Genomic DNA, 24,539 nt, shown 5'->3' on the forward strand with positions numbered 1-24,539 from the left:
GAGTTATGGTATAAGAAAAGGCTATAGTACGGCCTCATTAATGAGTAACACCAACAAAAGCAGGATGATTATTATGGTCACTTTTCACACCAATCACGGCGACATCGTTATCAACACCTTTGCTGACAAAGCGCCAGTCACCGTTGAAAACTTCCTGAACTACTGCCGTAAAGGTTTCTACGACAACACTATTTTCCACCGTGTCATTAACGGTTTCATGATTCAGGGCGGCGGTTTCGAGCCGGGTATGAACCAGAAAAACACTGACGCACCTATCAAAAACGAAGCGAACAACGGTTTGAAAAACACCCGTGGTACGCTGGCGATGGCGCGTACCAACGATCCACACTCCGCAACCGGGCAGTTCTTCATCAACCTGGTGGATAACGACTTCCTGAACCACAGCGGCCAGAACGCGCAGGGTTGGGGTTACTGCGTGTTTGCAGAAGTCAGCGAAGGCATGGACGTTGTCGACAAAATCAAAGCGGTTGCAACCGGTCGTAGCGGCATGCACCAGGATGTACCAAAAGAAGACGTGCTCGTGACAAGCGTTACCGTTAGCGAATAACGCGACGCAGGAATGACAACGTTTTTTATCGCAGATATCCATCTTTGCGACCAGGAACCGGCAATCACTGCCGGTTTTCTGCGTTTTTTACGCGAAGATGCGCCTAAAGCCGATGCGCTCTATATACTCGGCGACCTGTTTGAAGCCTGGATTGGCGATGACGACCCGCAACCGCTTCACACCGAAATCTCAAGTGCGCTCAATGCATTACATCAGCAAGGCGTGCCGTGTTTCTTCATTCACGGTAATCGCGACTTCCTGCTCGGCAGACGTTTTGCCCGTGACAGCCTGATGACATTGCTGCCCGAGAAAAAAGTACTCGAACTTTACGGACGCAGAGTGCTTATCCTGCACGGCGATACGCTTTGCACTGATGACATGAGCTACCAGAAATTTCGTAAAAAAGTACATAATCCACTGATTCAACGCATTTTTCTGGCCCTACCGCTCAAATGGCGTCTGAAGATTGCCGCGAAAATGCGCGCCGACAGCAAGGCCTCGAACAGCCATAAAGATCTGCGCATCATGGACGTCAATCAGCATGCCGTGACGCAGGAGATGCAGATGCACGGCGTCGAATGGATGATCCACGGCCATACACATCGTCCCGCCATTCACGACGTTCCGCTTGGCGACAAGCTCGGACATCGCGCGGTGCTTGGGGCCTGGCATGAAGAAGGCTCGATGGTGAAAGTCACGGCCGACGGCGTCGAACTTGTGACCTTCCCCTTTTAGTTTCAACCGCCTTTGGCAACAAGGTAAAATTAAACCGGCACCCCGCTGTGAAAACGGAACTGCTCGTCGGGCGTCAGTATCAGTTCCGCCTCTACCCTGCCCAACTCTTCGACCCGGTTCGCTGATGTCGGTCCCGGCATACTGCTGCGCCAAAGACAGATAATCCTGAAAATGCCGCGCCTCGGAGCGAAGCAGCGAGGTATAAAATCGCGATAGCGTCCTGTCGAGATACGGGGCAATTTTGGCGAAACGCTCGCAGGAACGGGCTTCGATGTAGGCGCCGATAATCAGGCGATCCACCAGCAAATGCATCTCGTCCTGATGCCGCGAATGTTTGAGCATGCCGTTGGCATAACGTGATGGCGTCAGGACTTCATAGCGGATATTGCGTTTTTGCATGATCTCGACCACTTGCTCGAAATGATGCAACTCTTCACGCGCCAGTCGGGCCGCGCAGAAAAGCAGTTCTGTGCGGTCAAGATAACGGGTCATCAGACTCATTGCCGACGCGGCGGCCTTCTTTTCGCAGTTGGCATGGTCAATCAGCATAATTTCTTGATTTTCAAGTGCGACATCGACCCAGCGACCAGGTGTTTCGCAGTGCAGAAAGTCATTGATAGGGGCCAGCAGGTCCTTATTCATGGCGTAAATTCCAGATAAAGTGCAACGAAAGGGGATTCGCCGATTATACAAAGTCATTACAGGATTCTCACCTGATTACGGCGACGCAACCGTTTTCCTAGCGGTTTTGCCGTGCTATTATTTGCGCCCTCTCGGTCAGGTAATCATTTTGTTTATATCGCCACCTGACAACGCTTGCATAATCACAGGAGCTTTACAGGCATGACATCCAACGTTACCCCGGCAAAAATCGCTATCGTCATGGGGTCTAAAAGTGACTGGGCTACCATGCAGTTCGCTGCTGACGTCCTCACAACGCTGAATATTCCCTTTCATGTCGAGATTGTCTCCGCTCACCGCACGCCGGACAAACTGTTCAGCTTTGCGGAGCAGGCGTCTGAAAAAGGTCTGGATGTCATCATCGCCGGTGCCGGCGGTGCAGCACACCTGCCGGGCATGATCGCTGCAAAAACGCTGGTGCCCGTTCTCGGCGTGCCAGTGCAGAGCGCAGCCCTGAGCGGCGTAGATAGCCTGTATTCCATCGTCCAGATGCCACGCGGCATTCCTGTCGGCACGCTGGCTATCGGCAAGGCGGGCGCTGCCAATGCGGCTCTGCTGGCGGCACAGATTCTGGCGCTTCACGACACGCGCATTGCCCAGGCGCTCGCGACCTGGCGTAAAGAGCAAACCGATGAAGTGCTGAACAACCCCGATCCGCGGGAGGAAGCATGAAGCCGGTCTGCGTACTCGGAAACGGCCAGTTAGGTCGCATGCTGCGTCAGGCGGGTGAACCTCTGGGAATTGCCGTGTATCCGGTCGGCATTGATGCCGAACCTGAAGCCGTGCCGTTCCAAAACAGCGTTATCACCGCCGAAATCGAGCGTTGGCCTGAAACCGCACTGACCCGCGAACTGGCAAGCCACACCGGCTTTGTGAATCGCGATATCTTCCCGCGTCTGGCCGACCGTCTGACCCAAAAACAGCTGCTCGACCAACTGGGTCTGGCGACCGCGCCCTGGCAGTTACTGGCCGATGCCACCGAGTGGAGCAATATTTATTCCACCCTGGGTGAACTGGCTATCGTCAAACGCCGCGTAGGCGGTTACGACGGCCGCGGCCAATGGCGTTTCCGTCAGGGTGAAGAAACTACCCTGCCGCAAGAATGCTACGGCGACTGTATCGTTGAACAGGGCATTAACTTCTCCGGTGAAGTGTCTCTGGTCGGCGCACGTGGCCACGATGGCAAGACGGTGTTTTATCCGCTGACGCATAACCTGCATCAGGACGGCATTCTGCGCACCAGCGTGGCATTGCCTACGCCGAATGCCGCGCAGCAGCAACAGGCAGAATCCATGTTGTCTGCCATCATGAACGAACTGGGCTATGTCGGCGTGATGGCGATGGAGTGCTTTATCGTCGAAGAAGGCCTGCTGATTAACGAACTGGCACCACGCGTTCACAACAGCGGCCACTGGACACAGAATGGGGCGTCCATCAGCCAGTTTGAGCTGCACCTGCGGGCCATTCTAAGCTTGCCGCTGCCAACGCCGGTCGCCAGTACGCCGTCGGTGATGGTCAACCTGATTGGTACCGACGTCAACCTCGACTGGCTGAGCCAGCCGCTGGTGAATCTGCACTGGTATGAAAAAGAAGTCCGTGCAGGCCGTAAAGTCGGACACCTTAACCTCAATGACGCCGACCCGCTGCTGCTGAAAGACAATTTGCAGGCGCTGATCCCGATGCTGCCTGCCGAATACGCCAGCGGCATCGAGTGGGCGCTCGACAAGCTGTAATCGGAAAAAAAGGGCACTCAGGTGCCCTTTTTCATGTCTTAAAATCAGCTCTGATAACTGCGGAACAGGGCTTTGCCCTTAAGCAGTCGAATCCCCAGCCAACCGCCGCACAGTGACAACAATATTGCGCTGGTTACCGGCACCGACCACCACAGCACCATGTTTGGCTGCCACGGGAAATCAAACACCTTGCGTTGAAGCAGCCAAAGCGCAGCCTCCGCGCCCACGGCTGCCGCAATCCCGGCGACAAGCCCGAGTACCGCAAACTCGCACCACAGTGTGCTACGCAGTAATTTCTTGCTGGCACCCAGAGTGCGGTATACCACCAACTCCTGACGACGCTGGCGCATGCCGACCTGAATCTGCGCCAGAAGCAGCAATCCGCCACACAGGATAACCAGAATCACCATGACTTCCAGCGCACGACTGACCTGCTGCAACACATCGCCTATCTGGCGCAGGATTGAGCCAATATCCAGCAGGCTCAGGGTCGGGAATTGGCGGTTAAGTTCAACCAGCAGTTTACCGTCGCCTTCATAGTGGAAGCTGGTCAGCCAACTTTGCGGCTGGGCATCCAGTGCGCCCGGCGGGAAGATAAAGTAGAAATTGGGCCGCAAACTGTCCCAGTCCACCTTGCGCAGGCTGGTCACCTTGGCGCTGAAATCTTGGGTATCACCGCTAAAGGTCACGGTATCGCCAAGCGCGATGCCCAAACGGTCGGCAATGCCTGAATCAATCGACACCTCGCCCGCCCTGGGAGCCCCGCTGCCTTCAAGAATCGTGTTGTGCGCAGGAAGGCCCTGCATCCACGTCAGATTGAGTTCGCGCTCCAACGCCTCGCGCCCAGAGTCGCCCGGACGAATCAGGTCGGTCGCCTCCTGCTGATTGATTTTGGTCAGTCTGACGCGAACGATGGGATAGAAGGTATCGGGCTCGACCTTGCGCTGACGCAGGAAGTCCGTGACCTGAGGCACTTGCTCTTTGGTCAGGTTCAGCAGGAAATAGTTCGGGCTGTCGGGAGGCAACTGTTGCTGCCACTGGTTGAGAAGATCACCTCGCAGCACCAGCAGTAATGCCAGCAGCATAAAGGACATCGAAAAGGCTGCCAGCTGACTCAACGTGACCCAGGGCTGGCGCAGGAGACGATTAATCGCCAGCCGCAGCCCCAAATGACTGACGGTGAGGCGGCGCAGCAACAGCAGACTCAACCAGCCAATGCCGCCCAGCAGCAGCGAAAGCACGACAATACCGGCAAGGAGCGCCCATAGCAGCGGACTATTGCCGACCAGCGCCACCAGCAGACCAACCACAACCAGAGTGATGATGGGCAAAAAATAGCGCAGCGGCCAGACATTGGCGACCACATCCTGACGTAACACTCTTAAAGGCAGCGTGGCAGCCAATTGTCGGTAAGGCCGCAAACCGACCAGCAGCGAAATCACCACCAGCGCGCCCATTGACCACACCCACGGCCATAATCCGGCCGGCGGTAATTTATTCGGCAGCACCGGCGCCAGCATTTTCATCAGGATAGCTTCGAAACCGAGTCCGACTACGCTACCCACGATTGCCGCCAGCAATAAAACGGCAACCCATTGACCAATAATCAGTTTTTGCAACGCCTTGCGCCCTGCTCCGAGCGTTTTCAGCACCGCAACGAGGTCATAGCGGCTTCGGCAGTAGTGATTCATCGACACCGCAACGGCAGCAATCGACAGCATCAGGGTCAATAGGGCCGACAACGTCAGAAATTGCTGCGAACGTTGCAGCGAACCGGCTGAGTGCGCCGTCTGACTCTTCCATGCCGTACCAGCGCTGATCGGGTTTCAACAGCCCCTTTATCGCTTCGCCATAGCGCGCAATATTCTCGGCCGAACCGGCGAACATATAGCGGTAGGTCAGACGACTGCCCGGCTGAATCGCACCTGTCTTTTCCACATCCTGCAAATTCATGATAATTCGCGGAGCGGTCTGGAAAGGGTTGAAACCGGAATCAGGTTCCTGATTAATGACGGCCGCAATGCGCAGCGTGGTATCGCCGACGTCGAGATTATCGCCGACCTTGAGGTTGAGCAGTGCCAGCAGGCGCGGAGCGACCAGCACGGTACCGGGCTGCGGTTTGACACCGGGCGGTTGTGTATCCAGATTCCCGTACAGCGGATAGGCCAAATCCGTCGCTTTTACGGAAGCAAGCTGGGGCGAGTCGGCGGCAAACGTCATGGTCATGAACGACAGCTGACGGCTGACTTTCAACCCCTGCTGACGGGCATCTTCAATCCAGGCCTCGGTAATGGGATGGGCAGAACGCAGCACTCTGTCACCGGCAATAAAATCGCGACTTTGCTCGCTCAGCCCTTTGTCCATACGATCGCTGATGCTGCCCAGCGCCAGCACGCAGGCGACGGCAAGCGTCAGGGAAAGCCAGACAATCAGCAGTGACGGCGAACGCCACTCACGCCAGAACCATCGCCAGATCATGCATCCTCCCACAATTTTCCATCGCGTAACCGCAGACGCCGCTGGCAACGCGCGGCCAGTTGTTCGTCGTGGGTCACCAGAATCAGTGTCGTTTTGTTATCGCGGTTAAACGAGAACAGCAGTTCGGCAATACGCTCACCGGTTTGGCGGTCGAGATTCCCGGTGGGTTCATCGGCAAACAGCAACCTGGGTTTGCCGATAAAGGCACGAGCCAGAGCAACGCGCTGTTGTTCGCCACCGGAAAGCTGCGCCGGAAGATGATGCAAACGTTCCCCAAGTCCAAGCTGGTTTAGCAGTTGCACGGCCTGCTCGCGACTGCTGGCATCGGTTTCACCGCGCAGCAAGGCAGGAAGCTGCACGTTTTCCAGCGCATTGAGAGTCGGAACCAGCATGAAAGACTGAAAGACAAAGCCGACATTTTTGGCTCGCAGCGCCGCCCGCCCCTCTTCATTCAATGAAGACAGCGGCTTTCCGAGCAGCGTGACCTCCCCGCTGCTGCCGTCATCCAAACCGGCCAAAATGCCCAGCAAGGTGGATTTCCCCGAACCCGACTCGCCGATCAGCGCTATAGTCTGAGCGGGTTTGACAACCAGCTCAACACCGGACAGGATGGATAGTTCATGTTCCCCTTGACCGACGTGTTTACTAAGATGATGAACTTCAAGTACGTTTTCCGCTGGCATCTTCCCTTCCTTCTGTTGATGGGAATGTTAAGTTTCCGCGCCGCTGCTGCTGATACGCTGCTGATTGTAGGCGATAGTTTAAGTGCTGTTTACCGTTTACCGGCGAACAATTCCTGGCCTAGCCTGCTGAATAATCAGTGGAAAAAACAGGGTGGCCTGCCAACAATTGTTAACGCCAGCATCAGTGGTGATACTTCGGCTCAGGGTCTGGCGCGTTTGCCTGCGCTGCTGAAACAGCATCATCCGCGCTGGGTATTGATTGAACTGGGCGCCAATGACGGGCTGCGCGGCTTTGCTCCGCCGACCATCAGCCAGACGCTCGGCAAGATAGTCACGCTGATTAAACAGGCCGATGCCGAACCGCTGCTGATGCAGATTCGTCTGCCCCCCAACTACGGCCGGCGCTATGGCGATGCGTTTTACGCAATCTACCCCACACTTGCCAAACAGGCCGACATCCCGCTCGTGCCCTTCTTTATGGAGCAAGTCGCCATAAAACCGGAGTGGATGCAGGAAGACGGGCTTCACCCGAATCAGTCGGCGCAAAACTTCATTGCTGACTGGATGTCCGGCAAGCTGGCTCCGCTCGTGGCTCCATCCTTGAGTAAACCATAATCTTCAATCATTTGGGGCCTTTAACAGGTAAAGTTATGCAAAAAGCCATTTTGATTACCGGTTGCTCCAGTGGCATTGGCCTGGCTGCGGCACACTATCTGCGAAATCGCGGTTACCGTGTGCTGGCGGCCTGCCGTAAACCTCTCGACCTTGAGAATCTGCGCGCGCAGGGATTCGAGACTCTCGAGCTGGACCTCGACGATCGCCATAGTGTTCAGCGTGCAGCGTCAAAAGTCATTGAATTAACAGGTAATCGTCTGTACGCCCTGTTTAACAATGCAGGTTTTGGTATTTATGGTCCGCTGTATACGGTAAGCCGCGAACAGTTTGAGCAACAGTTTTCGACCAACCTGTTTGGCACTCACCAACTGACGCAACTGCTGCTTCCGGCCATGCTTGCCCATGCCGAGGGTCGCATCATCCAAACCAGTTCCATTTTGGGTCGAGTGACTACGCCCAACCGCGGGATCTACGCGGCCAGCAAATTCGCGCTTGAAGCCTGGTCAGACACGTTACGCATGGAGCTAAACGGCACCGGTATTCACGTCAGCCTGATTGAGCCAGGCCCGCTGCACAGCAACTTTACCCGCAACCTTCATCATACCCAATCCGACAAGCCGATTCTTAATCCGGAACGTGCAGAAAAATTCACTTTGGGACCAGATGCCGTTTTACCCAAACTGCGCCATGCTTTAGAAAGCCCAAGGCCAAAACTCCGTTATCCGGTCACGCTCATTGCCCACGGATTGACAGTTTTGCGTCGTTTACTGCCTGACCGTCTGATGGACCGAGTGCTGCGCGGTAATAGTTAATCTTCCGGTTGAAAGATGATGGCGTTGCCCCAATCTACTTTCTAAACGGAACGGACGAGAGAGAAATGAATTCATGCTTGCACAACCTTTAACTATCGACATTAACGAATCCAATTTGCATCAAACCCTCGACCAGTCCATGACGGTCCCGGTGATGTTCTATTTTTGGTCCGAACCGCAGCCAGCATTGCCTGATCCTCGGCCCTATTCTCGAAAAACTGGCAGCCGAATACGCCGGTCAGTTTGTACTGGCCAAGGTTGATTGCGATGCCGAGCAGGCTATCGCCGGTCAGTTTGGTCTGCGCTCCATCCCTGCCGTTTACCTGTTCCAGGAAGGCCAGCCTGTTGACGGCTTCCAGGGACCGCAGCCGGAAGAGGTCATCCGCGAACTGCTAAGCAAAGTGCTGCCGAAAGAAGAAGAACTCAGGGTTGCCCAGGCTACCGAACTGATGCAGGAGGGCAAAGTCACCGAAGCCCTGCCGCTGCTGAAAGATGCCTGGCAGCTCAGCAATCAGCGTAGCGACATTGGGCTTTCCCTTGCCGAAGCGCAGATTCTGCTTAACCGTAGCGAAGATGCCGAAACTGTGCTGGCTACCATTCCGCTACAGGACCGCGATACGCGCTATCACGGCCTCGTTGCGCAAATCGAGCTGCTCAAGCAGGCTGCCGACACTCCTGAAATTCAGCTGTTACAGCAACAGATTGAACAGGACCCGCAGAACGTCGAGCTTGCCGTGCAACTCGCCTTGCAGCTTCATCAGGTGGGCCGCAATGAAGAAGCGCTGGAACTGTTGCTGTCGCATCTGAAAAAAGACCTCTCTGCCGGTAACGGTGTGGCACGTAAAACGCTGATGGATATTCTGGCAGCATTGGGCACGGGCGATGCTCTTGCCGCTAAATACCGTCGCCAGCTTTACTCTTTGCTTTACTGATTTCAATGAGGCTTCCACGCTTTCGGGAAGTCACTTCTACCCTTTCGCCACACTGACCGCACGCTGTTTTTCACTCTCTCGAGAACGGCGTGCTGTTTCTGCGAGACGTCTCGCGAAACGGCAATTGCCGAGTAAACTATGCTTTAGTCATCCCCCTCCAACTGTAATTATGCGATGATTTATGCGCCGCGGCAGCTTGCCCGCTGCACAGGGAAACGGTATTACCGAATTTTTCGGGACATCTCATTACAGGAGTTTTAATCATGCTGACGTTTATCCCCGTTATGGTGGTGCTGGCACTGATCGTGGTCTTTGCCGGCGTTAAAATCGTGCCTCAGGGTTATCAGTGGACCGTCGAGCGCTTTGGCCGCTATACCAAAACGCTGATGCCGGGTCTGAACCTGGTTGTGCCCTTTATGGACAGAATCGGTCGCAAGATCAACATGATGGAACAAGTGCTCGATATCCCCTCCCAGGAAGTCATTTCACGCGACAACGCCAACGTCGCCATTGATGCCGTATGCTTTATTCAGGTTACCGACCCTGCCCGTGCGGCCTATGAGGTCAGTAATCTCGAGCAGGCGATTGTCAATCTGACCATGACCAACTTCCGTACCGTACTGGGTTCAATGGAACTGGACGAAATGCTGTCGCAGCGCGACAACATCAATGCCCGCCTGCTGCACATTGTGGATGAAGCGACCAACCCGTGGGGCGTGAAGATAACCCGTATCGAAATCCGCGACGTTCGCCCGCCGGCCGAGCTGGTGTCTGCCATGAATGCGCAGATGAAGGCCGAGCGAACCAAACGCGCCGACATTCTTGAGGCCGAAGGGGTACGCCAGTCGGCCATTTTGCGCGCCGAAGGGGAAAAACAGTCGCAGATTCTGAAAGCCGAAGGCGAACGTCAGTCCGCATTTTTACAGGCCGAAGCCCGCGAACCGTAGCGCCGAGGCTGAAGCCAAAGCCACGCAAATGGTTTCGGCGGCCATCGCTGCCGGTGATGTACAGGCCATCAACTATTTTGTGGCTCAGAAATATACCGAAGCTTTGACCAAAATCGGTTCTGCCAATAATAGCAAAGTGATCATGATGCCACTTGATGCCACAAGCCTGATGGGTTCGATAGGCGGCATCGCCGAATTACTGAATGAAACCCGAGGCGGAAAATAATCATGTTTCAACAGTTGGCGGCAAATCCTCATCTTTTCTGGCTCTCGCTGGGCGGCCTGCTGCTGGCGGCCGAAATGCTGGGTGCCAGCGGCTATCTGTTGTGGAGCGGTGTCGCGGCGGCTCTGGTTGGGCTGCTTATCTGGCTGGTGCCGCTGTCGTGGGAGTGGCAGGGAGTAGCGTTTGCGGTGTTGACCGTCGTAGCGGCGCTGCTCTGGGCCAATTGGTTAAAACGCCAGCCAGCCGAGAACAGCGCGAATGAGAGCCTTAACCAGCGCGGTTTACAACTGGTAGGGTTGCATGGGCATTTGCTGGAGCAACCGGAAAATGGCTACAGCCGCATAAGGATTGGCGACAGTACATGGCGAGTCTATTGTCTCGATAATCTTGATATCGGCGATGAAGTTATTGTTATCGGCATTGAGGGAAACACCTTAAAAATAAAATCGGCTTAACAAAATATAAATAAAATACATTACAGCGTTTTATGCCATTATTACGCTGTGCTTGCGTTGACTTAATTACCCTGCTTCGTTTATAAACGTCGGGATTATTGTCCATAAGGGACAATACATCACTACATAAAGCAAAGGAAATTATGCCCGCCTCGTACATTAACAATAATAAAATTACAGAGTTATTTAATAGCAAAAGAGAATTAAAATACCGCAATCCCGTTATATCGCCTTCCCCTCTAAAACTTCGTTCTGATCCTTGGTCGCAAGCGATATTGTTATTATATATTCAAGGAGCGCTTGGCCTGGACGCCGAGAAAATAACTGTCGAAAAGCATATTCGTGCACAGGCGCATCTTAAAAACCAAATGAAAATGCCAGATGGCCGGACATGGGCAAGAAACAAGGCTACCACGCTCCATTCCAACACCTTTGGGCCTCGCCGTTTTTCACCGCCCAAAGCGACTGTTTCATTTCCTTTACCCTCCCGTTCACAAGAGATACCTTCACCTCTTGCCGCACATATTCAGCAAACGATGAGTTCATTAAGTGACAGGTTACGCGGCATGGTAGCGCACAGTCGAGGGTCGTCGGTATTGTGGAGTGGCGCAAATGCAGAGTCCATCCATGAACAAGAATACAGGCAGAAACTGTTTGAACTTCCACACTTTATTCATCGCGATCATAAACCTGTCAAAAAGGGGATGACGTCTGCACATGTTATTGCGGAGTCGACGTCAGCTATCCCTTCAGTGATTGAAATAACGACGCCTGATCCGGTTGAATCGATGCTGACCACTTATTTCGAGGCCCCGGAAAATATCAATAAAACGGCAACCATTGCAGAAAAAGCATTAACGACTGCTATGTCAGAATACGAAACTATATTGAACGCCATTAATGCGCCAGTATTGCATATTGCTTCGTGGCTCGAACAATTTATTCAAAATATTCTGCAGGCGTCAGGCGAGAGTGCCAGGGTTATTACCGGTTCGACGCTGATAAAGACCTACCTTCCTCCCTCGATATTAGAGTTACCGCCATTTGATAGAAAAAGGCGAGTGCCCGATTTCTCGCTTAACCAGATTATCACTAAAGATTATCTGCGAGGACCTTATAAAGACGTGAATCTCGTTTTCGACTGGCCTGAGGCAATAACGGCCTCGATGAGAGAAACATTTGAAAGATCTGACGTACAAACCCGCTATCTGGATGAATTAAATCAGCATCTCACGTCGTCAGGCGTTGTGGATAATTTAAAGAGATATTTTGATATCTCCTGGAAAGCCCGATTGCACCGATTCATTCGATACAACGAGGAAAAACCGGGCAGTGAAGAGTGTGCCTTTATTCAGCAATTTCTCGAAAACGGCGGCAAGCCCGGCGTTATTATCTGGGATAACAAAGCAGTAGGTCATCTCTTCCTTGTTCCCTTTTCACAAAAAATCACCTCAGCCACCCAGGAACCAGCAGCTGGAAATCTCGGGAATGATTTTCTCTACGTCTGATCCCCGCACATACCGCCTGACGGTCAATGATAATCTGGTTTCATTCTTGACTCGTCATGATTTTGACTCGTTTTTGTCGAGCCATCTCTCTTTTGATAATCAGGATAGCCACCAGCCATTTAATTACCTCTCGCCTCAACTCGCCACCAATGCAAAATACGTTGTTGGCAATCTTGACGAAGTTATCAATTTGCCAAGACTGACTTTTGTAATGCCCGAGAATCTGGGCGAAATTTTTTACCATAAGTTTATTGCCAATCTGCAATCCGACATGGATTATCTTGCCCGTTCTGACAGGGAAATATATTGGGACTCGATATTCAATACTCTGGATATGATAGGAACGATGCTGACTATCGCCTCGATTCCCCTAACCTTTGGTGCCTCGACTAAAATCTCCATTCTCAAAATAGCCCATATTTCCTCAAGTCTGGCTCTGACCTCAATTACCTCTGTTATTCCCAAACTGGTAAAAGCGCATATTGCCGATCGTACCCTCGAGGCCAGTGAATCTCTAACCGATGCCGTGCTTGCGCTTGCCGGAGAAGGCGTAGCGCTCGCTGTCGGTGCAACGGTCAAGACGGCAGGTAAAATATATCTCTCGAACAAACAACTGCCCGGCAAACTCAAGCAGGATATTCTCCGGCACATAACCCGCACATTTAATATAAAGACCCAGCGCGTGAATAAATTAAATATCGGCTCGGTAGTAGACCTGCCCCACATTGATCAATACGCTTCCCGCCGCCTTTCACAAAAAACCACCCTACTCATGGAAGAGCTCGCTTTCAGACGGCGAAAATATCAGAGTCATTTGGTTAACAGGGCAAGGAAACTCAGAATAAGCGCCGAGTCGAGGATGGCGCTCATGAGTAAAAAAGAGATCCTTGGAGATTGGCTGCCCAACTCTCTTTTTAATGTCTATTCGAATTTGTGGGGTAAACCGGTACTTAGCGAATGGTTTAACCTCGTCGCCAAGAATAAAACGCGTCCTCTCAGCGCTCTTATTATCCCTCATGAGGCAGGAAATACTCTGCCACGTAATCATAGCCTGATGTTTATCGGTACCGACCTTCGCGGCATCGCGATTAATGGCTCCCGCCTTACTCTTACCCGTTTTTTGGATGTCGATACCCTGACGACTGAAGATCAAAAGGCGCGCGCGTCCTCTTACACTATTTCGGGGGCTGTCGAGCAGGCCAACCAATGCGCCCATTGGAGCCCAAGACTTGAAACAGCCCGCCATGAGGCATTGAGGTTAATAAAGGATGAAAGGCATCCGCAGATTGACAATCAGTTACTTGCGCCCGAGGTGGATATTACCGAGATGATTGCCCACTCGCAGCACTTGCTGGACCGCTACCATGCGGGATTGGTCGGCAGCAATCAGCCTCTGAGGGATGATATTCACACCCCTGTTATCATTGCCCTTAAAAAACCCACCGCTTATTTGCCCGTAAACCGCACGCAAGACAGTGTTGCCCAGGCAGACGTCGCGATGATTATTGCGCCGGAGGAGGTTATCAAGCCATTAAAAGCATTGATTGAGCTAAACAGTAATATGTCCTATCCCTATGGATATTTCAGTGCCTTGCAAGGCGCGGTACTGTCGATTACCGAATACATCCCTTCACCGGCTCAAGTGCAAATGATGCCTGCCAGTCCCGAGTCGGGATTAACGGCGTAGCGAGACTGATGAACCCCCGTTCATTTTCCACCCCTGGAAGCACAGCACCCGCTGAGATTATCGATAATCGGGCAATAGGCACCGTCATCGCCCGGACAGGATTCGGCCAGCGCCAGTAATCTCTGGCGCATTTCTTTTAATTCCTCGATGTGTCTTCCAATTTCCTGCGCTTTCTCTAGCGTTCGCGCCTTAACGTCGGCACTGTGGCGCTGCGGGTCGTTGAACAGGGCAACCAGCTCCTGACACTCATCCAGCGTGAAACCTACCTGACGAGCCTGACGGAGCAAGGTAAGTTCTTCGATTTGCCTGGGTGCGTAACTGCGATACCCGTTTTCGCTGCGCAAAGGCGCGGTGACCAGGCCTTTTTCTTCGTAAAAGCGTATTGCCTTGCTGGTAAGACCGGTAATTTTTGCCACATCGCTGATATTCATACAGGCTCCTTGACCCTCCCCTTGCTGGAAGGTTTATTCTATAACACGAGTAGGAATTGAACAGCGAGCCTTGAGCAGCGAGGCACAATTTGTCTAAAGGAGAAGTCGATGACAAACACTATCGTACTGGATTTACAGGGGTTGTCCTGTGGCCACTGTGTTGCATCCACACGCAAGGCACTCGAAGCCGTTCCCGGCGCTCGGGATGTCGATGTCACCCTCGAAAAAGCCGTGGTTCAGGGTGAAGCGAGCAGCGAAACGCTGATTGCCGCCGTGGTCGAAGCAGGCTATCACGCGACGCTTGCAGAAGGCGACGTCCCAAAGTCTGAGCCGCTGACTCTGTCTGAAACCTCCTCGCCGGAACTTCAGTCAGCGGCCGCTTTTTCTGTTCCGGCTTCTCGTCATCCCTCAGCTTCACCTGCCGAAGAAGAAAACATTCAGCTATTGCTCAGCGGTATGAGCTGCGCGAGTTGCGTCAACAATGTGCAAAAGGCGTTGGAAGACGTCGACGGCGTAACGCTGGCCCGCGTCAATCTGGCAGAGCGCAGTGCGCTGGTTCGAGGCGCAAAAAATGCGCAGGCGCTGGTCGCTGCGGTCGAAAAAGCGGGTTACGGCGCCGAAATCATTATTGATGAAACCCTGCGTCGAGAAAGGCAGCAGCAAACCGCCCGCAGCAGCATGATCCGTTTTAGCTGGCAGGCGGCGTTGGGGTTGGCTGCAGGTATACCGTTGATGGGCTGGGGTCTGTTCGGCGGTGAAATGGGGGTGACCGGCGAAAATCAGACCGGCTGGCTTGTCGTCGGTCTCATCACTCTGCTTGTCATGGTGGTGGCGGGCGGGCATTTTTATCGCAGCGCCTGGAAAAGTCTGCTGCACGGCAGAGCCAACATGGATACCCTCGTCGCTCTGGGTACAGGTGCCGCCTGGCTTTACTCTTTCCTCGTCACGCTCTGGCCCGAAGCCTTTCCGATGCAGGCAAGGCATCTCTACTACGAAGCCAGTGTCATGATTATCGGCCTTATCAATCTGGGTCATGCGCTGGAACAACGCGGGCGTCAGCGCTCGTCTCAGGCGCTGGAAAGGCTGCTTGACCTCACGCCGCCGACCGCGCGCATAATCACGCCCGAAGGTGAGCGCACGGTTCCTCTGGCCGATGTGCAGCAAGGCATGCTGCTGCGTCTGACGACCGGCGACCGCGTGCCGGTCGACGGTGAAATCCATCAGGGCGAAGCCTGGTTCGATGAAGCGATGCTGACCGGCGAGCCGATTGCCCAGCACCGCACAACGGGGGAAAAATCAGTGCCGGTACGCAAGTCAACGATGGCAGCGTTCAATTTTATGCGCGTGCGGTAGGCGGGCAGACTCAGCTTTCACGCATCATCAACCTGGTACGCGAAGCGCAGAGCAGCAAACCCGAAATCGGTAAACTCGCCGACAGAATTTCGGCGGTCTTTGTTCCGGCAGTGGTCCTGATTGCGCTAATCAGTGGAGCCGTGTGGTATCTAGTTGGCCCTCAACCCCAGCTGATGTATACGTTGGTCATTGTGACTACCGTGCTTATCATTGCCTGCCCGTGTGCGCTTGGATTGGCAACGCCCATGTCTATCACGGCGGGCGTGGGTCGCGCCGCAGAACTGGGCGTTCTGGTTAAAGACGCCGATGCGCTGCAACAAGCCAGTTCGCTGACCACATTGGTGTTCGACAAGACCGGCACGCTGACGGAGGGCAGACCACGGGTCGCCGCCATTCATTTGTTCCACGATGTCACCGAACAGCAGGCACTCATCTGGGCGGCCTCACTTGAACAGGGGTCACATCACCCATTGGCGCAGGCGATCTCCGAGAAAGCGGCTGACCTGCCTCGCGCCCCCGTGAGCGCGTTTCGCACGCTCGGCGGTTTGGGGGTAAGCGGCATTAGCGCTGACACCACATTGCTGCTGGGCAATCGGGCGCTGCTCGAACAGCATCAAATCGACTGTTCTGCCGTAGACCCATTCATGGCGTCACAGGCAGCCGAAGGTTTTACGCCGGTCCTGCTCGCGGCCGACGGCCAGATTGTCGCGCTGTTTTCACTGCGCGATGCATTGCGCGATGACAGCCTACCGGCGCTCCAGCGCCTGCATCGACACGGCTACAAACTGGTGATGCTGACGGGTGACAACGAAATTACGGCCAATGCCATCGCCAAACTGGCAGGAATCGACAACGTTATTGCCGGTGTTCGGCCAGACGGTAAAGCGCAAGCTATCAAGACGCTTCAGGCGCGCGGGGAACGGGTCGCGATGATAGGCGACGGCATCAATGATGCTCCGGCGCTGGCGCAGGCCGATGTCGGCATTGCCATGGGCAGCGGCAGCGATGTCGCCATTGAAACGGCCGCCATCACACTGATGCGCCCAAGCCTGCACGGTGTCGCCGATGCGCTCTCGCTTGCTCGCGGTACATTGCAAAACATGAAGCAAAACCTGCTTGGTGCCTTTATCTACAACGTTATCGGCATCCCCGTTGCGGCAGGCGTGCTGTACCCGCTGACGGGAACCCTGCTTAGCCCGATTGTTGCGGGTGCGGCAATGGCGCTGTCGTCGATTACGGTCGTAGCCAACGCCAACCGATTGTTACATTTCAAACCGCGAGGTTAGGATTTTTTCTTCTGTTTATAAGGGCCTTCAGGCGCTAGCATGGAGGCCAACTGAACAGGGAGACAATCTATGATACGGGATTTTTTGACAAGGCTGGGTCGCTGGACCGGTCTGCTCTCTCCCACACACTATCCCTACCCCGCGCTGGATGTGTCTTTGCCGGGCGGGCGTCATTTTCATCTCGTGGGCAGTATTCACATGGGCACGCAGAATATGTCCCCGCTGCCCAGGATCCTGACCCGTAAAGTCACTCAGGCCGATGCGCTGATTGTCGAGGCGGATATCAGCAGCAGCGATTCTCCCTTTGGCGACGCACCGGAAATAGCGCCGCTTAACGAGCGCATAGAGGCCAGTCAGTATCAACAGATTGAACGACTTTGCGAGGAGCTGGGAATGTCGCTCTACTCCCTGTCGAGCCTCCCCTGCTGGCAGATTGCCCTGATGCTGCAAGCCACGCAGGCTCAACGGCTGGGGCTGCGCGGCGAATACGGTGTCGATTTTCAGCTGCTCTCACTGGCCAAAACACAGGACAAAAAAGTGATTGAACTTGAGGGCGCAGAGCAGCAGCTCGATTTGCTTAAACAATTACCCGAAGATGGCCGCAGCCTGCTTGATGACACCCTGACCCACTGGCACACTAATGCCCGGTTACTGCAAACGATGATCAGCTGGTGGCTCGACAGTCGCCCTTCGGTCGGCATCGATCAACTGCCCGCCACCTTTGGCAATGCACTTTATGACGTTTTAATGCATCAGCGTAACCAGAGATGGAAGAAACAGCTGGAGAATATGCCCGCCGGAAACTACGTGGTTGCAGTGGGCGCCTTGCATCTTTATGGTGAAGGGAACTTACCTAGTCTGTTGAATAACAAAAAATAAATTTCATCACTCATCAGATTCAAGACAAAAAAATGGCCAATATTTCTATTGGCCAGTCAAAGAGGAATTTCATTTTTATTAATTATCGCGGCAGCATGGAACTCTTGAGGAATCCATGCCGGCGCGCGTAGGTTAGCAACGCGAAAGAGGTCTGGCAACTCTCATTCTGATTAATAATCACACTGAATGATTGATTTTCGTACTTTACTCTTTAGTATCAAAACATTGTGCCTAATAAAATTTTTTTGCTCATTACGCCGCCTGTTGCAGGAAAGCGGCTCTGTTAAATGGAATAAAAAATGACGCCCGCCGTAAAGCTTCTGGAAAAAAATAACGTCAGTTTTACCCTACATCCTTATGAACACAGCAGCGATGAAACCCATTTTGGCGACGAAGCCGTAAAAAAACTGGGTCTGGATGCCGCTCAGGTTTATAAAACGCTTCTGGTTGCCCTCAACGGCGAAGCCAAAAATCTGGCCGTTGCCGTCACGCCCGTAGCCACTCAGCTTGACCTGAAAAAAGTCGCCAAGGCGCTCGGTGCCAAAAAAGCCGATATGGCCGACCCGCAACTCGCCCAGCGCGTCACGGGCTATCTGGTTGGCGGCATCAGTCCATTGGGGCAGAAAAAGCTGTTGCCTACCGTGATAGACAGCCCCGCCGAGCAATTTCCGACCATTTATGTGTCAGGCGGCAAGCGCGGACTGGACCTCGAACTTGCCGCCGCCGATCTTTGCCGATTGCTCAATGGCCGCTTTGCCGATATCGCAAAACGTGACTGAAAGCCGTTGATGACTTTGTACACCTACAACAAATAATAATTCGGTAACGCGTATGACAGAACAGACTCAAACGCCGATGCCCGCCCAACAAGGCGCGCTACGTGGCACTGCCTTCAAGATTTTGTCCGCCATCAGTGCAGCGCATCTACTCAACGATATGCTGCAATCGCTGATTCTGGCCGTTTATCCGCTGCTGCAAAAAGAGTTCAGCCTGAGTTTTACTCAGATAGGCATGATAACCCTGACGTATCAAATCACGGCTTCACTGCTCCAGCCGCTGATTGGTCACTACACGGACAAACACCCAAAACCCTACTCGTTACCTGTCGGGATGGGCTTTACGCTGGCCGGCCTGCTGCTGCTCGCGGTAGCCCAGAGTTTTGATGTGATTCTGATTGCTGCCGCGCTGGTAGGTACCGGCTCCTCGATATTTCATCCCGAGTCTTCACGGGTGGCGCGCATGGCCTCCGGCGGGCGTCATGGGCTGGCGCAGTCGCTGTTTCAGGTGGGCGGCAACTTTGGCAGCGCTCTCGGGCCGCTGCTCGCGGCAGTGATCATTGCTCCCTACGGCAAAGGCAACGTGGGCTGGTTTTCGCTGGCTGCCCTGCTGGGCATTGTGCTGCTGCTTCAGGTGAGCCGCTGGTACAGCCACCAGCAACAGCTGGCGAAAAAGCGGGGCCCGGCCCCTCTCGCGGTAAGCCCGTTGCCGAGGGGCAAGGTTGTGCTGTCGCTGGGCATTCTCTTGATGCTGGTGTTCTCGAAATATTTTTATCTGACCAGCATCAGCAGCTATTACACCTTTTACCTGATCCACAAGTTTGGCGTGTCTATTCAGCAAGCACAGTTTCACCTGTTTGGTTTTCTGCTCGCCGTTGCCGCCGGCACCATTGCCGGCGGGCCGATTGGCGACAAGATTGGCCGCAAATATGTCATCTGGGTATCAATACTCGGCGTTGCTCCTTTTACCCTGGCTCTGCCCTACGCCAATCTGTTCTGGACCAGCGTGCTCAGCGGTATCATCGGCGTGATTCTGGCCTCGGCCTTTTCCGCGATTCTGGTTTACGCACAGGAGCTTATTCCAGGAAAAGTCGGCATGGTTTCCGGCCTGTTTTTTGGGTTGGCATTTGGCATGGGCGGTCTTGGCGCGGCCGTTCTAGGCTACGTGGCCGACAGAACAAGTATCGAGCTGGTTTACCAGATTTGTGCTTTCCTGCCGCTTTTGGGGATTTTGACTGCCTTCCTGCCCAATCTCGAACGTAAATCTACGTAAAGATGGCATTCACCGGCTGATATTGCACTTTTGGTATCATCAGATACCGTGCTTTATCAGCCGTTTTCATCTTAATGCAACACAAATACACTCTTCACTGCTATTCCCCGGCATTAGTCGCATTTATCTCGTTTTCTGAAATATTTTCTCACCCAAGACACATTTTTTAACATAAACTGAAAATACCAGTTTCACGCCGTGCCGTGCATAACGAGAGGGAGTCTTGATGCATAATTCCACCCCATTGATTACCACTATTGTTGGCGGTCTTGTTCTCGCCTTCCTCTTCGGCATGCTGGCCAATCGCCTGCGTATTTCTCCTCTTGTCGGCTATCTTGCCGCCGGTGTGCTGGCTGGCCCCTTTACGCCCGGTTTTGTCGCCGATACTTCGCTTGCCCCCGAACTGGCCGAAATCGGCATTATTTTATTGATGTTCGGCGTTGGGCTGCATTTTTCGCTCAAAGATTTGCTGGCTGTTAAATCCATCGCCATTCCCGGCGCAATCGCGCAAATTGCGGTAGCCACCATTCTCGGCATCGGCCTCTCGAAACTCATGGGCTGGGATTTGATTAGCGGGCTGGTATTTGGTCTGTGTTTATCCACCGCCAGCACCGTTGTGCTGCTGCGCGCGCTGGAAGAGCGGCAACTTATCGACAGCCAGCGTGGGCAAATCGCCATTGGCTGGCTGATAGTCGAAGATTTGGCGATGGTCCTGACGCTGGTTTTGCTGCCCGCGCTAAGCGGAATGATGGGCAGTCAGCACATCAGCATGAGTGACCTGTTTATCGAACTCGGCATCACGCTCGGTAAAGTCGTGGCCTTTATTATTTTAATGATTGTCGTGGGTCGTCGTTTGGTGCCGTGGATCCTTGCCCGTTCGGCGAGCACAGGTTCCCGCGAACTGTTTACACTGGCAGTTCTGGCGCTGGCGCTGGGCATCGCCTTCGGCGCAGTCGAGTTCTTCGACGCCTCCTTTGCGCTGGGCGCTTTCTTTGCCGGTATGGTGCTCAACGGCTCCGAACTGAGCCAGCGGGCAGCGCATGATACCCTGCCCCTGCGCGACGCTTTTGCCGTGCTGTTTTTCGTCTCGGTCGGCATGCTGTTCGACCCCCTGATTCTCGTCCACGAGCCGCTGGCGGTTCTGGCAACGCTTGCTATCATCCTGTTTGGCAAATCTGCGGCGGCCTTTGTGCTGGTCAAAATGTTCCGCCACTCCACACGCACCGCCCTGACCATTTCCGTCAGTCTGGCGCAAATCGGCGAATTTGCCTTTATTCTCGCCGGACTCGGCATCTCGCTCGGCATGTTGTCCGAACACGCGCGCAATCTGGTGCTGGCGGGATCTATTCTGTCTATTATGCTGAATCCTCTGCTGTTTTCCCTGCTTGAGAAGTATCTCGCGAAAACCGAGATAATCGAGGATCAAAGTATGGAAGAGATTATTGAAGACGAAGCCCAGATGCCCGTGTCGTTTTGCGATCACGCAATCATTGTCGGTTATGGCCGCGTCGGCAGCCTGCTTGGCGGAAAACTGCTTCAGCAGGGGATCCCGCTGGTGGTTATCGAGAATTCGCGCCCGCGCGTGGAAGCGCTACGCGAACAAGGCATTTCTGCCGTGCTTGGCAATGCCGCCAATGCCGAAATCACCGCCCTCGCCGGTCTGGATTGCGCCCGCTGGCTGCTGCTGACCATTCCCAATGGCTACGAGTCGGGCGAGATAATCGCCACCGCCCGCGCCAAACGCCCCACGCTCGAAATCATTGCCCGCGCCCACTATGACGATGAGGTCACCTACATCATGGCGCGCGGTGCCAACAAAGTGGTGATGGGCGAGCGCGAGATAGCCAACAATATGCTCGACTCCATCAACCTCGGCATGGAAATACCTGTTAGCCCGTGATTCGCGTGCGCGCGGCGGCAACTAAGCAAATCCCGATGAACTGACAGTGATTCGGGTGCGCGAATGCCGCCAACAAAGCGGCATGACCTGAAGCTTTGAGGATCAGTACTCCCAGTAACTCTCTTCGAGACTATCTTCCCGTTCGGGCAGTCCACGCGTCAGTCGCGGCGAATGCTGATTAAGCACCTGATAACTCACGCGGTTGGCGTATTTACACACCTGGGCCAGCGAGGAGTACGTCAGATAATCGCGGGTATGCTTGCTTGAATTCGGCACTGACATGCGGTGGAAACCGTTGGCGGCAATATCATGCAGCAAGGCCGACAGTGCGCCGTCACCCGCACCATTGGTGTTCATTATCTTCTCGGGGCCGCCCATGTATGGCGCAATGTGCGAGTAGATTTTCAACGGCTGGGTGCAGCTTTCGCGGCGCATCGCGCGACTGAACTCATACTGGTTGAATTCGGCAATCGCGCCCGGCAGCAGCGGATGATTGGTCGCGCGTTTGTGCGCCTCTTCGGTATAGCTTCCCATATACAACCCGCTTGGACCGGCCGTACAAAGTACAAGATCCGCCCATTCGAGCGCAGCGTCAGTCGCCATCAACGGGTCACTAAAACCGGTCAATGCGCAGCCTTCGTCTTCGTTCATCGCCAAAATGGTGACGTTTTCACGAATAAAATCGCGCCATGCCTTGGGATCTTCGTCAATGACGTATTGTGTACCCAACGTCAGCACTACCGGAACCTGATATTTCTTGGCGTAGGCGATAGCCTGCATCGTCGCGTCCGGCATCGGGTCTTGCGCCTCGCCGCGCAGCAGATAGGAAGTGAGGACCAGCGCCGAAGCCCCTGCAATCACATCTTCCGGAATACTTTCGGGGCGTAGCTGGTTCATGTGGCCCGGGCTGATGGCGAAAGTGCGCTCGCCGCTCTCGTTAATCAAGGTAAAACAGCGACCCATTGCGCCATCCACACCCTGCAAATAGTCGAGATCGGTGCGGCTCGAGGTGTTGCACAGATAGCGATACGCATAGCTGCCGATTTTGATATTGCTGCACATTACGCCCAGCAGCACTGAACGGTCGTCGGCCAGCACGGAGTAGTTGTGCAGCGTATTGCCGATAGTGCCGCCTGCAAACTGATGAGTGATAAGCGCCTGGCTGGTCAGCTCGAGATAGAGGCTGTCGGCACGGTTCGTCGTCAATCAGGTTCGACTGCCCCGCGACCAAACCGTAGCGCGCGATAACGTCGTCATCCACTTTGGCTTCGATATCGACCAGCGTCTGATCGATGCCGACGATATAAGAAGTGCTGGCATCCGACTGCGGCTGCATACTTTTTGCAATGACTCGTTAAGCATCGAATCACGCAGCAAAGGATCGCGGGCGCTGACAGGGAAATAGTGTTTGGACTTACGTTTACCGGGAAATTTCATGAATTTGGGCACGAGCTGAGGATATATCGGGGGATAATACCATACGCGAACGGGTGATTCAGGGGAGTTGTCTTTTGGCCCTCAATCATTTGGCTGGCAGCATTCGCCAACCAAATGATGAGTCGCCGACGTGGATTAGGACTGGAAGTGTTGAGCCACCAGTTGCTGCATCATGTCGATGTGATCGGGGCGATCGTTAAGTGCATCAATATATTCAAATTTCTCGCCGCCTGCGTGCAGGAACAGCTCACGGTTTTCACCGTTGATCTCTTCGATGGTTTCCAGACAGTCGGCGGAGAAGCCGGGACACACAATCTGGATATGCTTGATGCCCTGCGCAGGCAAGCCTTTCATGGTTTCATCCGTGAACGGCGTCAGCCACGGCTCGCGACCAAAGCGCGACTGGAAGGTCAGCATGATTTTGCCCGCAGGCAGTTGCAGCGCGGTGGTTAGCGCTTGTGTGGTCACCTGACAGCGCTGCTGATAATCATCGCCTTCATCGACAAAACGGTTTGGAATGCCGTGGAAGGAGAGCACCAAACGGTCTGGAATACCATGTTTTTCAAAGGATTCGAAGATACTGGCTTTCAACGCCGCGATATAGGCAGGATGATCGGCGTAATCGCGGATAAAGCTTATCGACGGCAAACGGCGCTGCTGTTTCAGCACGCGGGCTACACCGTCAAAGACGGATGCGCTGGTTGAGCAGGAATACTGCGGATAAAGCGGCAGCACCACCATCTTGGTCACGCCGCGCTCGAGCAGACGACCGATCGCCTCTTCCAGACTCGGCTTGCCGTAGCTCATTGCCAGTTCGACCGGGGTATCCGGAAAACGCGCCGCGAGCGCCTTTTGCTGGCGCAGGCTATACACCATTAATGGAGAACCTTCCTCCATCCATACCGATTTATAGAGCTTGGACACGCGCGGGGAACGGAACGGTAAAATCACGCCCTGTAAAATCGGCCACCAAAGCAGGCGATTGGTATCCACGACGCGAATATCACTTAAAAACTCAGCCAGAAAACGCTTTACCGCCGGCGTAGTTGGCGCCTCCGGAGTACCCAGGTTAACCATCAATACACCGAATTTCGTCTGCATCATGCTGAATTCCCTAAATAATATTGCTAAATTTTTAACACAGGGC

16 protein-coding genes and 6 pseudogenes are annotated in these 24,539 nt (G+C 54.0%); 16 read left to right on the plus strand and 6 right to left on the minus strand.

Annotation, left to right across the window (positions count from 1 at the left end; genetic code table 11):
• The first annotated feature begins 73 nt into the window (after window positions 1–73).
• Together ppiB and lpxH are read left to right on the plus strand one after the other, a co-directional pair.
• Window positions 74–568, plus strand: coding sequence for a peptidylprolyl isomerase B (ppiB, locus tag O1V66_RS12605; RefSeq protein WP_045046119.1), 495 nt, complete (start codon window positions 74–76; stop codon window positions 566–568).
• A 12-nt stretch (window positions 569–580) separates the two neighbouring features.
• Window positions 581–1,303 (plus strand): UDP-2,3-diacylglucosamine diphosphatase, encoded by a 723-nt coding sequence (gene lpxH, locus O1V66_RS12610; RefSeq protein WP_045046118.1) that lies wholly within the window; start codon window positions 581–583, stop codon window positions 1,301–1,303.
• Between the two features lie 29 nt (window positions 1,304–1,332).
• On the opposite strand, the pseudogene O1V66_RS12615 reads toward lpxH, so the two are convergent.
• Window positions 1,333–1,945 (minus strand): annotated as a pseudogene (locus tag O1V66_RS12615) (MiaE family protein).
• Window positions 1,946–2,146: 201 nt separating this feature from the next.
• On the opposite strand from O1V66_RS12615, the gene purE reads away from it, so the two are divergent.
• The gene (purE, locus tag O1V66_RS12620; RefSeq protein WP_045046116.1) at window positions 2,147–2,656 is read left to right on the plus strand and encodes a 5-(carboxyamino)imidazole ribonucleotide mutase; all 510 of its coding nucleotides are present in this window, start codon (window positions 2,147–2,149) and stop codon (window positions 2,654–2,656) included.
• Window positions 2,653–3,717, plus strand: coding sequence for a 5-(carboxyamino)imidazole ribonucleotide synthase (purK, locus tag O1V66_RS12625; RefSeq protein WP_045046115.1), 1,065 nt, complete (start codon window positions 2,653–2,655; stop codon window positions 3,715–3,717). The genes purE and purK overlap by 4 nt, the downstream gene beginning before the upstream one ends.
• Before the next feature lie 44 nt (window positions 3,718–3,761).
• Here the strand turns inward: purK and ybbP are convergent.
• Window positions 3,762–6,195, minus strand: a pseudogene (gene ybbP, locus O1V66_RS12630) (putative ABC transporter permease subunit YbbP).
• Window positions 6,192–6,878, minus strand: a complete 687-nt coding sequence (ybbA, locus tag O1V66_RS12635) for a putative ABC transporter ATP-binding protein YbbA (protein WP_045046113.1) — start codon at window positions 6,876–6,878, stop codon at window positions 6,192–6,194. Before ybbA ends, ybbP begins: the two are co-directional and overlap by 4 nt.
• Between ybbA and tesA the strand changes: the two genes are divergently transcribed.
• The 7 genes and pseudogenes from tesA to O1V66_RS12670 all read left to right on the plus strand — a co-directional run bounded on the left by tesA (window position 6,849) and on the right by O1V66_RS12670 (window position 14,057).
• Window positions 6,849–7,493 (plus strand): multifunctional acyl-CoA thioesterase I/protease I/lysophospholipase L1, encoded by a 645-nt coding sequence (gene tesA, locus O1V66_RS12640; protein ID WP_187329776.1) that lies wholly within the window; start codon window positions 6,849–6,851, stop codon window positions 7,491–7,493. The genes ybbA and tesA overlap by 30 nt on opposite strands.
• A gap of 35 nt (window positions 7,494–7,528) precedes the next feature.
• Entirely contained in the window at window positions 7,529–8,305 is a 777-nt protein-coding gene (locus tag O1V66_RS12645; RefSeq protein WP_045046111.1) for an SDR family oxidoreductase, read from the plus strand.
• A 73-nt stretch (window positions 8,306–8,378) separates the two neighbouring features.
• Window positions 8,379–9,237, plus strand: a pseudogene (locus O1V66_RS12650) (co-chaperone YbbN).
• A gap of 263 nt (window positions 9,238–9,500) precedes the next feature.
• Window positions 9,501–10,410, plus strand: a pseudogene (locus O1V66_RS12655) (SPFH domain-containing protein).
• Window positions 10,411–10,412: 2 nt separating this feature from the next.
• On the plus strand, window positions 10,413–10,862 hold the full coding sequence (locus tag O1V66_RS12660; RefSeq protein ID WP_045046108.1) for an NfeD family protein: 450 nt from the start codon (window positions 10,413–10,415) through the stop codon (window positions 10,860–10,862).
• A 143-nt stretch (window positions 10,863–11,005) separates the two neighbouring features.
• A complete protein-coding gene (locus tag O1V66_RS12665) occupies window positions 11,006–12,370 on the plus strand; it encodes a hypothetical protein (protein WP_269127611.1) in 1,365 nt (454 codons plus the stop codon).
• Entirely contained in the window at window positions 12,351–14,057 is a 1,707-nt protein-coding gene (locus O1V66_RS12670; RefSeq protein ID WP_269127613.1) for a hypothetical protein, read from the plus strand. Before O1V66_RS12665 ends, O1V66_RS12670 begins: the two co-directional genes overlap by 20 nt.
• Before the next feature lie 20 nt (window positions 14,058–14,077).
• Here the strand turns inward: O1V66_RS12670 and cueR are convergent, their stop codons facing one another.
• Window positions 14,078–14,488 (minus strand): Cu(I)-responsive transcriptional regulator, encoded by a 411-nt coding sequence (cueR, locus tag O1V66_RS12675; protein ID WP_045046106.1) that lies wholly within the window; start codon window positions 14,486–14,488, stop codon window positions 14,078–14,080.
• Between the two features lie 108 nt (window positions 14,489–14,596).
• On the opposite strand from cueR, the pseudogene copA reads away from it, so the two are divergent.
• The 5 genes and pseudogenes from copA (at window position 14,597) to ybaL (ending at window position 21,955) form a co-directional block, all read left to right on the plus strand.
• A pseudogene (copA, locus tag O1V66_RS12680) lies at window positions 14,597–17,127 on the plus strand (copper-exporting P-type ATPase CopA).
• A 69-nt stretch (window positions 17,128–17,196) separates the two neighbouring features.
• Complete coding sequence (locus tag O1V66_RS12685; protein WP_045046104.1) at window positions 17,197–18,006, plus strand: TraB/GumN family protein; 810 nt, start codon at window positions 17,197–17,199, stop codon at window positions 18,004–18,006.
• Window positions 18,007–18,305: 299 nt separating this feature from the next.
• The gene (gene ybaK, locus O1V66_RS12690; RefSeq protein ID WP_045046103.1) at window positions 18,306–18,785 is read left to right on the plus strand and encodes a Cys-tRNA(Pro)/Cys-tRNA(Cys) deacylase YbaK; all 480 of its coding nucleotides are present in this window, start codon (window positions 18,306–18,308) and stop codon (window positions 18,783–18,785) included.
• A 52-nt stretch (window positions 18,786–18,837) separates the two neighbouring features.
• Complete coding sequence (locus tag O1V66_RS12695; protein ID WP_045046102.1) at window positions 18,838–20,055, plus strand: MFS transporter; 1,218 nt, start codon at window positions 18,838–18,840, stop codon at window positions 20,053–20,055.
• A gap of 226 nt (window positions 20,056–20,281) precedes the next feature.
• On the plus strand, window positions 20,282–21,955 hold the full coding sequence (gene ybaL / locus O1V66_RS12700; protein ID WP_045046101.1) for a YbaL family putative K(+) efflux transporter: 1,674 nt from the start codon (window positions 20,282–20,284) through the stop codon (window positions 21,953–21,955).
• A gap of 102 nt (window positions 21,956–22,057) precedes the next feature.
• Here ybaL and O1V66_RS12705 read toward each other — a convergent pair.
• Together O1V66_RS12705 and hemH are read right to left on the minus strand one after the other, a co-directional pair.
• Window positions 22,058–23,392 (minus strand): annotated as a pseudogene (locus O1V66_RS12705) (inosine/guanosine kinase).
• 135 nt (window positions 23,393–23,527) lie between these two features.
• Window positions 23,528–24,496 carry a ferrochelatase gene (hemH, locus tag O1V66_RS12710; RefSeq protein ID WP_045046099.1) on the minus strand — a complete coding sequence of 323 codons (969 nt, stop codon included), beginning with the start codon at window positions 24,494–24,496 and terminating at the stop codon, window positions 23,528–23,530.
• Between the last annotated feature and the right edge of the window lie 43 nt (window positions 24,497–24,539).

It is taken from the genome of Rouxiella chamberiensis (assembly GCF_026967475.1).
Classification (GTDB): Bacteria; Pseudomonadota; Gammaproteobacteria; order Enterobacterales; family Enterobacteriaceae; genus Rouxiella; species Rouxiella chamberiensis.

What these genes read in the sequence shown, in the direction of transcription:
- O1V66_RS12660 (WP_045046108.1), top strand. Translation starts at nt 10,413, where the DNA reads ATGTTTCAACAGTTGGCGGCAAATCCTCATCTTTTCTGGCTCTCGCTG.
- cueR (WP_045046106.1), bottom strand. Translation starts at nt 14,488, where the DNA reads ATGAATATCAGCGATGTGGCAAAAATTACCGGTCTTACCAGCAAGGCA.
- ybaK (WP_045046103.1), top strand. Translation starts at nt 18,306, where the DNA reads ATGACGCCCGCCGTAAAGCTTCTGGAAAAAAATAACGTCAGTTTTACC.
- O1V66_RS12665 (WP_269127611.1), top strand. Translation starts at nt 11,006, where the DNA reads ATGCCCGCCTCGTACATTAACAATAATAAAATTACAGAGTTATTTAAT.
- lpxH (WP_045046118.1), top strand. Translation starts at nt 581, where the DNA reads ATGACAACGTTTTTTATCGCAGATATCCATCTTTGCGACCAGGAACCG.
- ybaL (WP_045046101.1), top strand. Translation starts at nt 20,282, where the DNA reads ATGCATAATTCCACCCCATTGATTACCACTATTGTTGGCGGTCTTGTT.
- O1V66_RS12670 (WP_269127613.1), top strand. Translation starts at nt 12,351, where the DNA reads ATGATTTTCTCTACGTCTGATCCCCGCACATACCGCCTGACGGTCAAT.
- purK (WP_045046115.1), top strand. Translation starts at nt 2,653, where the DNA reads ATGAAGCCGGTCTGCGTACTCGGAAACGGCCAGTTAGGTCGCATGCTG.
- purE (WP_045046116.1), top strand. Translation starts at nt 2,147, where the DNA reads ATGACATCCAACGTTACCCCGGCAAAAATCGCTATCGTCATGGGGTCT.
- hemH (WP_045046099.1), bottom strand. Translation starts at nt 24,496, where the DNA reads ATGATGCAGACGAAATTCGGTGTATTGATGGTTAACCTGGGTACTCCG.
- ybbA (WP_045046113.1), bottom strand. Translation starts at nt 6,878, where the DNA reads ATGCCAGCGGAAAACGTACTTGAAGTTCATCATCTTAGTAAACACGTC.
- O1V66_RS12645 (WP_045046111.1), top strand. Translation starts at nt 7,529, where the DNA reads ATGCAAAAAGCCATTTTGATTACCGGTTGCTCCAGTGGCATTGGCCTG.
- O1V66_RS12695 (WP_045046102.1), top strand. Translation starts at nt 18,838, where the DNA reads ATGACAGAACAGACTCAAACGCCGATGCCCGCCCAACAAGGCGCGCTA.
- ppiB (WP_045046119.1), top strand. Translation starts at nt 74, where the DNA reads ATGGTCACTTTTCACACCAATCACGGCGACATCGTTATCAACACCTTT.
- tesA (WP_187329776.1), top strand. Translation starts at nt 6,849, where the DNA reads ATGAACTTCAAGTACGTTTTCCGCTGGCATCTTCCCTTCCTTCTGTTG.
- O1V66_RS12685 (WP_045046104.1), top strand. Translation starts at nt 17,197, where the DNA reads ATGATACGGGATTTTTTGACAAGGCTGGGTCGCTGGACCGGTCTGCTC.